The organism is Kitasatospora cineracea, from assembly GCF_003751605.1.
In the GTDB taxonomy this organism is placed as follows: Bacteria; Actinomycetota; Actinomycetes; order Streptomycetales; family Streptomycetaceae; genus Kitasatospora; species Kitasatospora cineracea.
Genome location: NZ_RJVJ01000001.1, coordinates 1,053,730 through 1,066,972, shown reverse-complemented (window position 1 = coordinate 1,066,972; position 13,243 = coordinate 1,053,730). Strand labels below are relative to the sequence as shown.

The window sequence follows — 13,243 nt, the reverse complement described above, 5'->3', positions numbered from 1 at the left end:
GCGGCAGCGCCCCGGAGGTCACGCGCCTTCCGCACCGGGCCAGTTGGCCAGGCCCTCGACCAGCACCCCGGTCAGCCGCTCCAGCGTGACGTCCGTCCCCTCGGCGAGCTGGAACGCCCCCGCCGTGGTCAACGAGGCGTACCCGTGGGCCGCGGCGCGCAGTGTCCGCACCGCGTGCACCGCCTCCGAGCCCTCCAGGTCGTAGCCGCGCAGCACCGCGAACAGCACCCCCACCATCCGCTCGGCGGCCGCGGCCAGCTCCGGGTCCGGGTCCGGCACCTGCGGCAGCGCCGCGTACCGGAGGGGGTGGCTCAGCGCGTACCCGGCGTACGCGGCGAGCAGGGCGCGCACCGCCCCGTCCCGGGAGTGGCCGAGGACGGCGGCGGCCAGGTGGTCGGCCAGCTCCCCGGTGGTGCGGACGGCGACCAGGCGGCGCAGTTCGGGCAGGCCGCCCGCCACGTGCTTGTACAGCGAGGGGGTGGCGACGCCCGCCCTGGCGGCGACCGCGGCCAGGGTGAGCGCCTCGGCGCCGCGCTCGTCGACCAGTTCGAGGGCGTGGTCCACCACGGCGGCGGTGGAGAGTCCGGCGCGGGGCATCAGCGGGCGCTCCCGCCGGTGCCGGCCGGCTCGGCCAGGAAGGGCAGCAGGGCGTCGGCGACGGCCTGCGGGTGACCGGCCATCGGGTAGTGGCCGGCGCCCTCGATCATCACCTTGCGGCCGCGCAGCGCGGCGGCCTGCCGGTCGGCGACCAGCTCCGGCTTCGGGAAGTCCGGGTCCTTGTCGCCCATCAGCACCAGGGCGGGCACGTCGACGGCCGCGCACCAGCCGACCGGCGCCGAGTCGCCCTTCAGGTAGCCGCGCAGCGCCGCCTTGCGGGCGGGCTCGCGGAGCATCGCGGCCAGCCCGGCCCGGTAGTCCTCGAAGTCGGCGGGGCGGCTGGTGGCCGGGTAGTAGAACTTCTGCATCGTGCCCCACAGGCCGGGGAACGCGGTGACCAGCGGGGCGGCCAGGCCGAACAGCGCCTTCTGGAAGCCGTTCAGCGGCAGGTTCTCGATGAACGCGTCGATCAGCACCACGCCGCCGGTGCGCTCGGGGGCGAGCGCGGCGGCCCGGACCACGGTGGCGCCGGTGTAGGAGCTGCCGACCAGGACGGTGCCGCGCAGGTCCAGGTGGGCCAGCAGGGCCGCCAGGTCCTCGGCGATCGCGGCCGGGGTGTGGTCGGTGAAGCCGGTCGAGGACTCGCCCATGCCGCGCAGGTCCATGGTGACCACCCGGTGCCCGGCGGCGCTCAGCAGCGGGGCGAGGTGGCGGTAGACGGCGCGCTTGTCGAGCATGCCGGGCAGCAGGACGACCGGGACGCCGGAGCCGGGGGCGTCGTCGTAGGCGATCCGGCCGCCGGTGACGTCGAGGTACCGGGTGGTGGTGCCGAGGGTGCTGTTCATCGCGGGCCTCCTGGCGGGCGTCCGGCGCTCCGGGCTCTCCAGGCCCGGCTGCTGCCGATAGCCATAAAGCTAAGGCTAATAGCCTTAGCTGTCAACCCCCGGCCCGGCTCCGGTTCCCGCCACCGCCTCCCGCCCTCAGATCCCGTCCACCTTGAACGGGTCGTGCTCGGCGAGCAGCTTCTCCAGCCGGGCCTGGTCGACCCGGCTGGTGATCGCGCCCTCGTCCTGGCGGTCGCGGACCACCTTGGCCAGCGTGAACGCGGAGGTGATCACGTAGAGCAGCCCGACCCCGAGGAAGGCGCGCATCCAGGCGCTGACCGGGAGGTACGCGATCCCGAGGGCGAGCGCGGCGGTGGCGAACCCGAAGGAGGCGACGGCCTGCAGGTAGTAGGCGGAGGTGGTGCGGTGCGGCACGGATGCGGTCATGCGCCCAGGGTCCCGCCGGGGCGGGAGGGGGTCGTGAGTACGGATACTCAACCGCCCCGTCACGGTCCGTCATGTCCGAAACCGGGTACCTTGGCGAACCGTCACAAATCGCCCATAGGGCGTCAGGAAAGTTTCACTGCACCTCGGTGGGCGCTTGGAATCATGGGGTCCATAGGATTAACGTTTGATAACGCAGCGCGGTCGGCAACGCCGTAACCATGCGGCACCGTGCGCCACGCCTAATCCATCCGGACCTGCCCCCCGGGGCCGGTCCAGGAGCCGGGGAACCACGTTCCACCGGGGTGAATCGGAACGGCCCTGGGCCCGACCGTAGGAGACCTTCCACCTCCGAACCCGTCAGCTAACCCGGTCGGCGGCAGGGAAGGAAGGAGCGCGCCCCCGTGGCGTCGACCCACACCGAGAGCACCGGCACCCAGCTCCTCGACCACCCGGTCGGGACCGAGGCCGTCCGGCACCGGCTGCCCCGTCAGACCCGGACCGGCGCGCCCCTGCTGGGCGTCACCGCGATGACCGCCGCCCTCGGCGCCACCGGCCTCGCCGCCGCCCCCGCCCAGGCCGCCGCCACGCCGGCCCCGGCCCCCGTCACCGCCGCCGACGAAGCCTCCGACGGCCTGCTCGCCGCCGACCCCGGCCTCGCCCTGGCCGCCCGCATCCTGCAGCAGGCCGACGGGCAGCGCACCGCCGCCGAGGAGTCGGCCCGGGTCGCCGCCGCGCAGGAGGCCCAGGCCAAGCGCGCCGAGCGGCAGGCCGAGGCCGGGTCCGACCGGTCCGCGCCCGCCCTGCCGGTGGCCGGGTACCAGCTGGCCGCGCCGTTCGCCCAGGCCGGGGAGCACTGGGCCCACCTGCACACCGGCCTGGACTTCGCCGCCCGCACCGGCACCCCCGTCACCGCCGTCACCGGCGGCACCGTCACCTCGGCCGGCTGGTCCGGCGCCTACGGCTACCGGGTCATCCAGACCCTCCCCGACGGCACCGAGCTCTGGTACTGCCACCTCTCCCGGATCGCCACCGCCTCCGGCCCGGTCGCCCCCGGCACCGTCCTCGGCGCGGTCGGCGCCACCGGCAACGTCACCGGCCCGCACCTGCACCTCGAGGTCCGCCCCGGCGGCGCCGCCCCCGTCGACCCGCTGCCCTGGCTCCGGCAGCTCGGCCTCCAGCCGTAGGGCCCGTCCTCAGCTCGCCTGGCCGGTCGGCATGACGGTGACCTGCTGGAGGTTGACGCGCGGCGGCAGGGCGGCCAGGAACCCGACCGTCCTGGCGATGTCGCCGGGAACGAGCCACTCCACCGTCTCCCTGGAACCGGCCAGCCAGTCGAGCGCGCCCCGGTCGGTGACGTGGTCCTGGAGCTCCGTCCCGACGATGCCGGGCTCGATCGTCGAGACCCGGACGTGCTTCGCGCCCAGCTCGGCCCGCAGGTGGCGCGAGAGGTGGGTGACGTAGGCCTTGGTCGCGGAGTAGACGGCGAAGGTCGGGAAGATGTTCTGCGCCGCGATCGACGAGGTGTTGACCAGGTCGGCGACGCCGCGCTCGGCCGCGGCCGCGACCAGCTGCGGGGTGAACGCGCCGATGACGTTCATCAGCCCGGAGACGTTGAGGTCGATCTGCCGCTGCCACTGGTCCACGGCCACCTCCTCGACCGGCGCCGGGAGCATCACCCCGGCGTTGTTGAACAGCAGGTCCGCGCCGCCCAGTTCGGCGGCGACCCGGTCGGCGGCCGCCCGCACCGCGGCCCGGTCGGTGACGTCCGCGGCGATCGCCAGCGCGGTTCCGCCGGCCCGCTCGATCCGGTCGGCCAGCGCGGCCAGCCGCTCGGCGCGGCGGGCCAGCACGACGACCCGGGCACCGAGCCCGGCGAGCTCCTCGGCGGTGGCCTCGCCGATGCCGCTGGAGGCGCCGGTGACCACGGCGGTGCGGCCGGCGAGGGGCAGGGAGGTGAACGTGGACATGGTGGACCTTCCTTGCAGGACACGGGAGTTGCGGCACCGGAGGCTCCGGCCGCTGTTCCAGCACACCAGCCCGGCGGCCCCGCGGACGGCCCCGGGCGGACCCTGCGCCGACTGGTACCGCCAGGGCCACCCACGGCCCGCCGGGGCGCCCCCGCAGCCCGCACACTTGGTCCATGGAACGCAGCAGGGAAATCGCCGACTTCCTCCGCACCCGGCGCGCCGCGATCGCCCCGGGACCGGCCGGGCTGCCCGCGGACGGCCGGGTGCGGCGGGTGCCCGGTCTGCGCCGCGACGAGGTGGCCCGGCTGGCCGGCGTCAGCACCGAGTACTACACGCGCCTCGAACAGGGCCGGGCCGGGCGCCCGTCCACCGAAGTGGTCCAGGCGCTGGCCCGCGCCCTGCGGCTCGACCCCTCGGAGCGCGAGCACCTGGCCGACCTGCTGCTCCCCGCCGAGCACGCGGCCCGCCGCGCCCCGGAACGGCCGCAACGGGTCAGGCCGGGGCTGCACCTGATGCTGGAGACCCTGGCGCACGTCCCGGCGTTCGTCCTCGGCCGGCGCACCGACGTCCTGGCCGCCAACCGCCTCGCCCGGGAGGTCCTCGTCGACTTCGACGCGCTCCCGGCCACCCGCCGGAACATGGCCCGCTACTACCTGCTCGACCCGCAGGCCCGCGAACGGGTCGGCGACTGGGCGACGATCGCCGCCGAGACCGTGGCCATGCTCCGGCTGGAGGCCGGCCGCCGCCCCGACGACCGCAGGCTCGCCGAGCTGATCGGCGAACTCACCCTGCGCTGCCCGGAGTTCACCGCCTGGTGGAACGACCACCGGGTGCTCCGCCGCACCCACGGCGCCAAGCACTACGTCCACCCGCTGGTGGGCGACCTGCACTTCTCCTACGAGTCCTTCCAGGCCCCCGGCGACCCCGACCAGACGCTGTGCGTCTACTCCGTGGAACCCGCCTCCCCCACCGCCGACGCCCTGCGCCTGCTGGCCGGCTGGAGCGCCCCCGCCGCCACCTGACCGGCGGGGCCGCCCCGGGGCCCTCAGTACTCCTCGGGGGCCAGCTCCGGGAACTCCTCCAGCAGCAGCCGCGGCAGCCCCGGGACGGTCCACTCGCCGCACAGGTCGATCGCGGCCTGCGCCACCGCCTCCTCGAACTCCTCGAACGCGCCGGAGAGTTCGGCCGGCATCGGCAGCCCGAGAGCGTTCAGCTCGGCCAGGTTGCGGTAGCTGCGCCGCATCAGGCCCTGCTCCAGCAGCCGCCGCGCCCCGTCGGTGGAGACGCCGATCAGCAGCGGCCGCCCGGGCTGGTCCCAGTGGCCGTCCCCGTCCAGGCCCGGCACCCGGTCGAAGGCGGCGAACCGCTCCGGCTCGGGCAGTTCGCGGAACGCCGCCAGCCACTCCCGGACCGGGCCCGGGTCGTCGGTCGGCACCCCGTCCGCGCGCAGCAGCAGCGCGTACAGCCGGGGCCAGGTCACCAGGTCGGCGCGGCGCAGCAGCGAGAGCAGCACCTCGCCCTGCCAGTCGGCCTCCGCGCGGAGCTTCTCCGCCCGCTTGGCGTTCAGCCGCCGGGCCGCCCGCTGCCACTCGATCAGCAGCCGCACCGCCGCCGGGTAGGCCGCCGGGTCGCCGTCCGGCTGCACGTACAGGTGGAGCTGCTCGTAGAGCAGGTGCTCCAGCACGGGGGAGGTGAGCTCCGGCAGGCCGTCGTGCAGCCGGGCCCCGCCCAGCTCCAGCAGGGTCAGGACCGTCCGCACCGCCGGTTCGGGGACGGGGTCGAGCCCCGCCTCGGCCGCCCAGTCCAGCAGGTCGGCGGCACGGGTGCGGGGAAGCAGGTGCAGGTCGTCGTCGTCCACCCCGGTACGGTAGCCGGTCCCCGGACGGCCGCCGGGTAGGGTCGGCCGGCATGGAGACCCTCCGGCTGCGCGGCCCCCGGCTCACCCTGCGCGAGTACCGGCACACCCCGGAGGAGGCGGCCGCCCTGCACGCCGTGCACGGCGACCCCGCGACGGTCCGCCACCTCCCGTTCGGGCCGCGGGACTTCGAGGACTGCGCCGACCAGCTCGAGCTGTACCTGGAGGCCGCCGAGGAGGAGCCCCGGACGCACTACCGGCTGGCCGTCGACGACCCGGCGGGCGAGCCGGTCGGCCAGGCCGCGCTCACCCGAGAGGACGGGCACGCCGCCCAGCTGGGCTGCGTGCTGCGCCGCGACACCTGGGGCCGCGGCTACGCGGCCGAGGCCACCGCCCTGCTGTGCGTGCTCGGCTTCGGGACACTGGGCCTGTACCGGCTGGCGGCCCGCTGCGACCCCGCCAACACCGCCGCGGTCCGGGTGCTGGAGCGGGCCGGGTTCCAGTACGAGGGCCGGATCCGGGCCGACTCCCACCGGGACGGCCGGTGGCACGACGCGCTGCAGTACGCGCTGCTCGCCCCCGAGTGGCCCGGACCGCCGTGGCCCGGCCCGCCGCGGTCCGGCCCGGGGTGGCCCGGACCGCAGGGCGGACCGGGGGGTTAACCCCACCACGAACTCGGCAGCAGGCGTCATTACGCCAGGTGGGGTCGCGGCGGCAGATTGGTACCTGTGCCCGGTACCGCCGACCGGCGGGGCCGCCCGACGACCCGAAGGACCGCGGATGTCTACCGCTGAGTACCCCGCCACCACCCCCGGCGGCCACCCCGACCGACCCGGGTTCTGGCGCGCCCCGTTCGCCCGGCAGAGCTTCCGGGAGCTCGGCTACGCGATCACCGGCCTGCCGGTGGCCGTGTTCGGCTTCTGCCTGGTCACTCCGATGTTCTTCGCCGGCGTGGGCCTCGCCATCACCGTCCTCGGCCTGCCCGTCCTCGGCCTGCTGCTGGTCGTCGCCCGCGGCCTCGGCGCCGCCGAGCGGGGGCGCGTCCGCACCATGCTCGGCGAGGAGCTGCCCGCCCCGCCCGCCGTGGTGGTCACCCGCGAGGGCTTCTGGGGCCGGATCACCGCCCGGCTCGCCGACCCGCCCGGCTGGAAGGCCGTGCTGCACCAGTTCGCCATGCTGCCCTGGGCGATCCTCAGCTTCGCCCTCTCGATCACCTTCTTCTGCCTGGGCTGGGCGCTCGCCCTGTTCCCGGTCTACCAGTGGGTGTTCCGCCGCTACACCTCCTGGGACGGCTACCGGGTCGCCGACTGGCGCGACTCGAACGGCGTGCAGCACGTCTACGAGCTGACCTCGTCCTGGCAGATCGCCGGCGTCTGCGTGCTCGGCCTGGTCATCCTCCTCCTCACCCCGCAGCTGGTCCGCGGCCTCAACGCCGTCAACCGGTTCGCCGCCCGGGCCCTGCTCTCCGCCGACGACTGACCCTCCCCGCGGCCGGGCACCCGCCGCCGACCGGACGTGCGACACCCCCGGGCCCGTGGTCGGATGACCACGGGCCCGGGCCGCACCCCGGGCCCGCCGAACGCCCGGAGGCCCGCATGCGCCCGACCACCCAGCCCCGGCCCGGGGACGGCCCGCCGGTCCTGGTCACCTCCCGGCCGCTGGACGAGTACTGCGCCTGCTTCGGCCTCACCCGCGCCGCCCTGGGCCGCCTGCCCGGCCCCGTCCTGGACTGCCCGGGCGGAGCCGCCGCGCTCGCCGCCGAGGCCCGCGCGCTCGGCTGCGAGGTGGTCGCCGCCGACCCGGGCTACGCGCTCGGCCCGCACCGCCTCGCCGCGCTCGCCGCCGACGGCCGGGCGACCATGGCCGCCGCGATCCACCGCGACCCCCGCCGCCACCTGCCCGCCGACCGCCGCCGCCCGGAGAAGTACCTGCGCAGCTGGGACCGCGCCCGCGGACTGTTCACCGCCGACGCCACCGCCCACCCCGACCGCTACGTGGCCGCCGCCCTGCCCCGGCTCCCGTTCGCCGACGGCACCTTCGCCCTCACCCTCAGCTCCTACCTGCTGTTCGCCTACCCGGCCGTCTTCGGCCCCGCCGAGCAGCTCCGCGCCCTGCGCGAACTCGTCCGGGTCACCGCCCCCGACGGCGAGGTCCGGGTCCTGCCGCTGCACGACGAACGCGGCCGGCACTGCCCGCACCTGACCGAACTGCGCGCCGCCCTGCGCCACCACCGGATCGCCAGCCGCGTCCTGCGCACCGGCCCGACCACCCGCGTCCTGACCCTGCGCCCCGCCCGCCCGCCGCGCCCCGGCACCTACCGCCCGGCCGCCCGCAGCGAGCGCACCGCGCCCAGGTAGGCGCCCACCGCGTCCCGGCTGCGGGACAGGCACTCCGCCCGCTCCACCAGCTGCCGGTACTCGTGCTCCAGCGCCGCCAGCGTCTCCGGCGCCGCGTCCCGGACGTGGAACTGGCCGTCCGCCAGGCAGGGCAGCACGGTCCGGATGGTCCGGGTGGACAGGCCCGAGGCCAGCAGCGAACGGATCTGCCGGACCCGCTCCACCAGCGGCTCCCCGTACTCCCGGTAGCCGTTCGCCGACCGCTCCGGCTCCAGCAGCCCCTGCTCCTCGTAGTAGCGCAGCAGCCGGGGCGCCACCCCCGTCCGGCCCGCCAGCTCGCCGATCCGCACCGCGCCCTCCCGCCGCCCGCTGCCTGCCGTCCGTCGTTCGCCGTTCGTCGGAAGTACTTGACCCTCACACCGGTGTGAGGGTTCGACCATACCCGCATGGCAACCACCCCACCCGGACCCCGGCTGCGCTGGTCCCCGCTGCTCGCCCTCGCCACCGCGGCCTTCCTCGGCATCGTCACCGAGGCGCTGCCCGCCGGCGTCCTCCCCGAGATGGCCCGCGACCTGCGGGTCGGCGAGGCCGCGATGGGCCAGTCGCTGACCGGCTACGCGCTGGCCACCGGCCTGTCCGCGATCCCGCTGGCCCGGGCCACCGCCCGCTGGCCCCGCAAACGCCTGGTGCTGGCCGCCGTCGCCGTGCTGCTGCTGGCCGACGCCGTCACCGCGCTCTCCCCGTCCTACCCGCTCACCATGGCCGTCCGGATCGCCGCCGGGGTCGCCGTCGCCGCGATCTGGTCCGAACTCGTCGGCTACGCCCGCCGGTTGACCCCGCCCGCCCTGCACGGCCGGGCGATCGCCGTCACCGGCGTCGGCGTCCCGCTCGCCCTCTCCCTCGGCATCCCGCTCGGCACCTGGTCCGGCCGGCTGATCGGCTGGCGCCCCACCTTCGCGCTGGTCGCCGCCCTCGCCGCCGCCCTGCTGCTGTGGATCGCCACCGCCGTCCCCGACGCCCCCGGCCACCCCGGCCGCCCCGCCCCCGTCCGCACCGCGCTGCGCCTGCCCGGCGTGCGGCCGGTGCTGTTCGTCACCGCCGCGTACGTCCTCGCCCACAACGTGCTCTACACCTACGTCGCCGCCCTGCTCGACCACTACGGCGCGGGCGGCCGCCGCGACCTGCTGCTGCTCGTCCTCGGCCTCGCCGCCGTCGCCGGACTCGCCGCCACCGGCACGCTGATCGACCGGCGGCTGCGGCACCTCACGCTCGCCGCCACCGCCGCGTTCCTCACCGCCGCCGCCCTCCTGCTGCTGCCCGCACCCCCGCTGCTGCTCGCCGCCGGACTCTGGGGCCTCGGCTGGGGCAGCGTCGCCCCGCTGTTCCAGACCGCGGTGGCCGACGCCGGCGGCGAACCCGGCCAGACCCTGCTGGTCGCCACCTGGAACACCGCGATGGGCCTCGGCGGCGCCGCCGGCGGACTGCTGCTCGACCTGCACGGCCCGGGCACCCTGCCCTGGTCCGCCCTCGCCCTGCTGCTCCCCGTCCTCGCCGTCACCGCGCTGGCCCGCCGCCACGGCTTTCCGCCCCGGCGCCGCCCCGCCGCCCCCGGGAACGCAGACGGCCCGTGGGCTGCTCCTCGGGCCGCCCCCCTGGGGGACGGCGACCGAGGCACCGGGGATGTACCGGTGAGCCCACGGGCCGGGTGACTGCTGGGAATTAGCCTGAGCCGGAGACCGGAACGGCCTCACCGCTGCACAGGCAGGGGCGGCTCTAGCGAGCAGCCACCTCACGCATCCTGAAAGAACTCAACTCAGGATCACCTCCTTTCAGTGTGCGGCAACCATAGGCACCGCCCGCCGGGGGAGGCAACGGATTTATTCGACCCCGTTCCGCCCGGCTTCCGTCCGACGCCCGGAGCAGGCCCGGCGTCCGGAGCAGGCCCGGGTCCGGCGCCGGGTACGACGAAGGCCCGGAGGCGATGCCTCCGGGCCTTCGTGCTACTGAGTAGCGGGGACAGGATTTGAACCTGCGACCTCTGGGTTATGAGCCCAGCGAGCTACCGAGCTGCTCCACCCCGCGTCGGTGAACACGACTCTACGTGAGGCCCGCGGGAAAGGGAAATCCGTTTCCCCCCGGGGCGTCCGGAGCAGGCCCGGGCCCGGCGCCGGGTACGACGAAGGCCCGGAGGCGATGCCTCCGGGCCTTCGTGCTACTGAGTAGCGGGGACAGGATTTGAACCTGCGACCTCTGGGTTATGAGCCCAGCGAGCTACCGAGCTGCTCCACCCCGCGTCGGTGAACACGACTCTACGTGAGGCCCGCGGGAAAGGGAAATCCGTTTCCCGCCGGGGCGTCCTGGCAGTTCGCGGCCGGGTCAGTCCGGGCCGGACGGCTGCCGGGCGCGGCGGGTCTGCGCCCAGACCGAGAAGCTGACCAGGGCCGCGAAGCAGGGGACCATCACCAGCCCGTACACCAGCAGGAAGCCGTCGGTGCCCAGCCCGGCGGCGGCGTTCCACGCCCCGTGCAGGCCCATCGCCAGCAGGGCGCCCAGCGGGGCGCCCAGGCGGGCCAGCCAGCGGCGGCCGGTGGTCAGGGTGACGGCCAGGCCCAGGCCGGTCAGCGCGGTGAACAGCGGGTGCGCGAACGGGGAGAGCAGGGCCCGCAGGACGAAGGTGTGCACCGTGCCGTCGAAGTCCCGCAGGCTCGGCGCCTCGCCCTGGCCGATCGCGTCCAGCCGGGCCTGCCGGTCCGCGGTGAAGGCCCGCCCCAGGTACAGCGCGTTCTCGGTGAAGGCGAAGCCGCAGGCCGTCACCCCGCCCAGCACCGTCCCCGCCGCCAGGGTGCGCGGGGAGGAACGGGCCCGCTGGCGGCCCGCCGGGGCCGGGCGGAAGTGCGCGGGTCGGCCGGGCCGGTGCCACAGCAGGCGGCGCAGGCGGCCGCACGGGCGGTCCTGCTCGCAGCGGTGCCGCCGCCGCAGCGGCAGCAGCAGGACCAGCAGGGCCGCGCCCTTCGCCAATTCCTCGATCAGCGGGGTGGCGAACTCCGCGCCCAGCGTCTCCCCGCGCACCCCCTGGTGGGCGATCAGGAAGTCGCTCGCCCACCCGTTCGCCAGGATCGCCATCGTGGTCGCCGCGCACGCCCCCCAGGCCAGGCAGAACAGCAGGTGCCGCAGCGGCACCCGGGCGGTCTGGTTCAGCCAGGCCAGCGCCCCCAGCACGAACGGCAGCGGCAGCAGCGCCAGGCCCAGCCCGACCAGCAGGCCGGTCGTCCCGGTCTGCCGCTGCACCAGGCGCAGGATCAGCACCCCCGAACCCGCCAGGCCCAGGGCCAGTGCCGCCGAGGAGAGCGCCGGCCGGCGGAACGGCCACACCCGGCGCCACAGCGACACCGCCGCGGCGCCCGCGACCCGGCCGCCCTGCTGTCCGGGGATCCGCCCGCTCAGCACCGGCCGCGGCGGCCGCTCCGGGAGCAGGCCGCCGGACCGGCGCGCGCTCGGATCCGGGAGCGACCGAAATCCGGTGGGGGGCGTCGGGGAATCGGCGGCCAGGGCGGCGGCCCCTACGGGCGGCCCGGGGGAGGGCGCGCCGCTGGGCGGACTGCTCACCTGCAGCAGCGTAGGCGAAGCCCCCGCCCCGGGGGGAGTGGTCGGAACAATCCGTACCCGCAAGGTGACTGATCGTCAGCAGAGCGGAATGCCGCCCACCGCACCCGGCCGGACCCGTGACATCCGTCATGCCGGGCCGGTGACGGCAGGTCCTGGGCCGCGACCGGTCCCGGCGGGCACAGTGGTGACACCGCCGGGGGACGACCGGGCGGCCGGGGACGACACGGGGGAGACACCATGAGCAGCATCGGCTTCGAGACGGCCGCCACCAGCACCTTCGAGGCGCCCGCCGCGGCGCCGGTCGCGGTCGCCGAGCCGGTCGCGGCCGACGAGCGGCCGAGCGTCGCGGAGATGCGGCTGCCGGTCTGGTTCTTCGGCTTCGAGGGCGTCCTGGCCGGGGCCTTCGACCTGCTGCGGGCCGCCCCCTCGGCCTGGCCCGCGCTGGTCGTGCTGGCCGCCGTCAACATCGGCGTCTCGCTGACCCTGATGCGCCGGCGCCTCAAGCTCGCCAAGCTGCTGTGGCGCGGCAAGGGCACCCGGAACGTGGCCTTCGGCCTGATCGGCCTGCGGCTGGGCAGCCACCTGGTGCTCGGCCTGCTCGGCACGGCGGTCGACACCGCCCTCGGGCACGTGCTGTTCGCGCTGGTGATGAGCACGGTGACGGTCGCGCTGCTGGCCTACGTCCAGCGCACCGCGCTCGGCGCGCTGGTCGCCGCCGGCAAGGCCACCGCCTGAGCCCGGCGCCCGGGCCCGGCGGGGCTCAGCGGCGGCGGAACAGCAGGTCGTGCACCACGTGGCCCTTGGCCAGGCCGGCCCGCTCGAACTTGGTCACCGGACGCCAGTCGGGCCGCGGCGCGTACCCGGGCACGCTGCCCGCCGGGTGCCCGTCCGGCTCCAGCCAGCCCGAGCCGTCGCCCTCCGGGTGCAGGTTCTCCAGCTCCGGCGAGGCCCCCAGCACCTCCAGCATCTGCTCCGCGTACGGCTCCCAGTCGGTCGCGCAGTGCACCAGCGCGCCCGGGGCCAGCCGGGGCAGCACCAGGTCCAGGAACGACGCCTGGAGCAGGCGGCGCTTGTGGTGCTTCGGCTTCGGCCACGGGTCCGGGAAGTACACCCGCAGACCGGCCAGCGAGGCGTCCGGCAGCATGTCGCGCAGCAGGATCACCGCGTCGCCCGCCGCCAGCCGGACGTTCTCCGAGCCGTCCCGCTCCAGGAACTGCAGCAGGTTGCCGTGGCCCGGGGTGTGCACGTCCGCCGCGAGGATCCCCGCGGACGGGTCCGCGGCCGCCATCGCGGCCGTGGTGTCGCCCATCCCGAAGCCGATCTCCAGCGTCACCGGACGGCCCGCGAACAGCTCCGGCAGGTCCAGCGGAGTCCCGTCGATCGCCAGCCCGAACCGCTCCCACCCGCGGTCCAGCGCGCCCGCCTGGGCCTTGGTCATCCGGCCGCGGCGCGGCTGGAAGCTGCGGATCCGCTGCTCGCGGTGCTGGGCCTCGGTGGCCTTGTGCGGGTACATCGGCGCGGGGTACGCCGCCGGGGCGGCGGAGAGCCGGGCCGACGCGGACAACTGGGTGCTGGGGGCGGAGGAGGTCACAATCGCACCAGTCTAAGGGA

15 protein-coding genes, 2 tRNA genes and 1 riboswitch are annotated in these 13,243 nt (G+C 76.0%); of the genes, 7 read left to right on the top strand and 10 right to left on the bottom strand.

The window, feature by feature from the left end; all coding sequences use genetic code 11:
- Positions 1 to 18 precede the first annotated feature (18 nt).
- The 3 genes from EDD39_RS04700 to EDD39_RS04690 form a co-directional block, all read right to left on the bottom strand.
- Positions 19 to 597, bottom strand: a complete 579-nt coding sequence (locus EDD39_RS04700; protein ID WP_123553538.1) for a TetR-like C-terminal domain-containing protein — start codon at positions 595 to 597, stop codon at positions 19 to 21.
- Positions 597 to 1,442, bottom strand: coding sequence for an alpha/beta fold hydrolase (locus EDD39_RS04695; protein WP_123553536.1), 846 nt, complete (start codon positions 1,440 to 1,442; stop codon positions 597 to 599). The genes EDD39_RS04700 and EDD39_RS04695 overlap by 1 nt, the downstream gene beginning before the upstream one ends.
- A gap of 135 nt (positions 1,443 to 1,577) precedes the next feature.
- Entirely contained in the window at positions 1,578 to 1,868 is a 291-nt protein-coding gene (locus tag EDD39_RS04690; RefSeq protein ID WP_030463492.1) for a YiaA/YiaB family inner membrane protein, read from the bottom strand.
- A gap of 226 nt (positions 1,869 to 2,094) precedes the next feature.
- Positions 2,095 to 2,259, top strand: a riboswitch (cyclic di-AMP (ydaO/yuaA leader).
- Positions 2,260 to 2,269: 10 nt separating this feature from the next.
- Between EDD39_RS04690 and EDD39_RS04685 the strand changes: the two genes are divergently transcribed.
- A complete protein-coding gene (locus EDD39_RS04685) occupies positions 2,270 to 3,052 on the top strand; it encodes a M23 family metallopeptidase (protein ID WP_244256600.1) in 783 nt (260 codons plus the stop codon).
- A gap of 9 nt (positions 3,053 to 3,061) precedes the next feature.
- On the opposite strand, the gene EDD39_RS04680 is transcribed toward EDD39_RS04685, so the two are convergent.
- The gene (locus tag EDD39_RS04680) at positions 3,062 to 3,835 is read right to left on the bottom strand and encodes an SDR family oxidoreductase (protein ID WP_123553534.1); all 774 of its coding nucleotides are present in this window, start codon (positions 3,833 to 3,835) and stop codon (positions 3,062 to 3,064) included.
- Between the two features lie 173 nt (positions 3,836 to 4,008).
- Here EDD39_RS04680 and EDD39_RS04675 point away from each other — a divergent pair, with 173 nt between their 5' ends.
- Positions 4,009 to 4,857, top strand: a complete 849-nt coding sequence (locus EDD39_RS04675) for a helix-turn-helix domain-containing protein (protein WP_123553531.1) — start codon at positions 4,009 to 4,011, stop codon at positions 4,855 to 4,857.
- 23 nt (positions 4,858 to 4,880) lie between these two features.
- Here EDD39_RS04675 and EDD39_RS04670 read toward each other — a convergent pair whose 3' ends face one another.
- Positions 4,881 to 5,693, bottom strand: a complete 813-nt coding sequence (locus EDD39_RS04670; protein ID WP_123553529.1) for a hypothetical protein — start codon at positions 5,691 to 5,693, stop codon at positions 4,881 to 4,883.
- A 50-nt stretch (positions 5,694 to 5,743) separates the two neighbouring features.
- On the opposite strand from EDD39_RS04670, the gene EDD39_RS39285 reads away from it, so the two are divergent.
- The 3 genes from EDD39_RS39285 (at position 5,744) to EDD39_RS04655 (ending at position 8,047) form a co-directional block, all read left to right on the top strand.
- Positions 5,744 to 6,352, top strand: a complete 609-nt coding sequence (locus tag EDD39_RS39285; RefSeq protein WP_162869942.1) for a GNAT family N-acetyltransferase — start codon at positions 5,744 to 5,746, stop codon at positions 6,350 to 6,352.
- A gap of 118 nt (positions 6,353 to 6,470) precedes the next feature.
- The gene (locus EDD39_RS04660) at positions 6,471 to 7,169 is read left to right on the top strand and encodes a sensor domain-containing protein (protein ID WP_123553527.1); all 699 of its coding nucleotides are present in this window, start codon (positions 6,471 to 6,473) and stop codon (positions 7,167 to 7,169) included.
- A 116-nt stretch (positions 7,170 to 7,285) separates the two neighbouring features.
- Positions 7,286 to 8,047: a class I SAM-dependent methyltransferase gene (locus EDD39_RS04655; protein ID WP_123553525.1), complete on the top strand. Its 762-nt coding sequence runs from the start codon at positions 7,286 to 7,288 to the stop codon at positions 8,045 to 8,047.
- Here EDD39_RS04655 and EDD39_RS04650 read toward each other — a convergent pair.
- Positions 8,005 to 8,376, bottom strand: a complete 372-nt coding sequence (locus EDD39_RS04650) for a MerR family transcriptional regulator (RefSeq protein WP_123553523.1) — start codon at positions 8,374 to 8,376, stop codon at positions 8,005 to 8,007. The genes EDD39_RS04655 and EDD39_RS04650 overlap by 43 nt on opposite strands.
- Before the next feature lie 96 nt (positions 8,377 to 8,472).
- Between EDD39_RS04650 and EDD39_RS04645 the strand changes: the two genes are divergently transcribed.
- The gene (locus EDD39_RS04645) at positions 8,473 to 9,735 is read left to right on the top strand and encodes an MFS transporter (RefSeq protein ID WP_123553521.1); all 1,263 of its coding nucleotides are present in this window, start codon (positions 8,473 to 8,475) and stop codon (positions 9,733 to 9,735) included.
- Positions 9,736 to 10,034: 299 nt separating this feature from the next.
- On the opposite strand, the gene EDD39_RS04640 is transcribed toward EDD39_RS04645, so the two are convergent.
- The 3 genes from EDD39_RS04640 to EDD39_RS04630 form a co-directional block, all read right to left on the bottom strand.
- Positions 10,035 to 10,108, bottom strand: a tRNA-Met gene (locus EDD39_RS04640).
- Between the two features lie 138 nt (positions 10,109 to 10,246).
- A tRNA-Met gene (locus EDD39_RS04635) sits at positions 10,247 to 10,320 on the bottom strand.
- A gap of 82 nt (positions 10,321 to 10,402) precedes the next feature.
- Positions 10,403 to 11,632, bottom strand: a complete 1,230-nt coding sequence (locus EDD39_RS04630; RefSeq protein WP_123817706.1) for a PrsW family intramembrane metalloprotease — start codon at positions 11,630 to 11,632, stop codon at positions 10,403 to 10,405.
- A gap of 237 nt (positions 11,633 to 11,869) precedes the next feature.
- On the opposite strand from EDD39_RS04630, the gene EDD39_RS04625 reads away from it, so the two are divergent.
- Positions 11,870 to 12,367, top strand: a complete 498-nt coding sequence (locus tag EDD39_RS04625; protein ID WP_123553517.1) for a hypothetical protein — start codon at positions 11,870 to 11,872, stop codon at positions 12,365 to 12,367.
- 25 nt (positions 12,368 to 12,392) lie between these two features.
- On the opposite strand, the gene trmB is transcribed toward EDD39_RS04625, so the two are convergent.
- Entirely contained in the window at positions 12,393 to 13,223 is an 831-nt protein-coding gene (trmB, locus tag EDD39_RS04620) for a tRNA (guanosine(46)-N7)-methyltransferase TrmB (protein ID WP_123553515.1), read from the bottom strand.
- Positions 13,224 to 13,243: the final 20 nt, after the last annotated feature.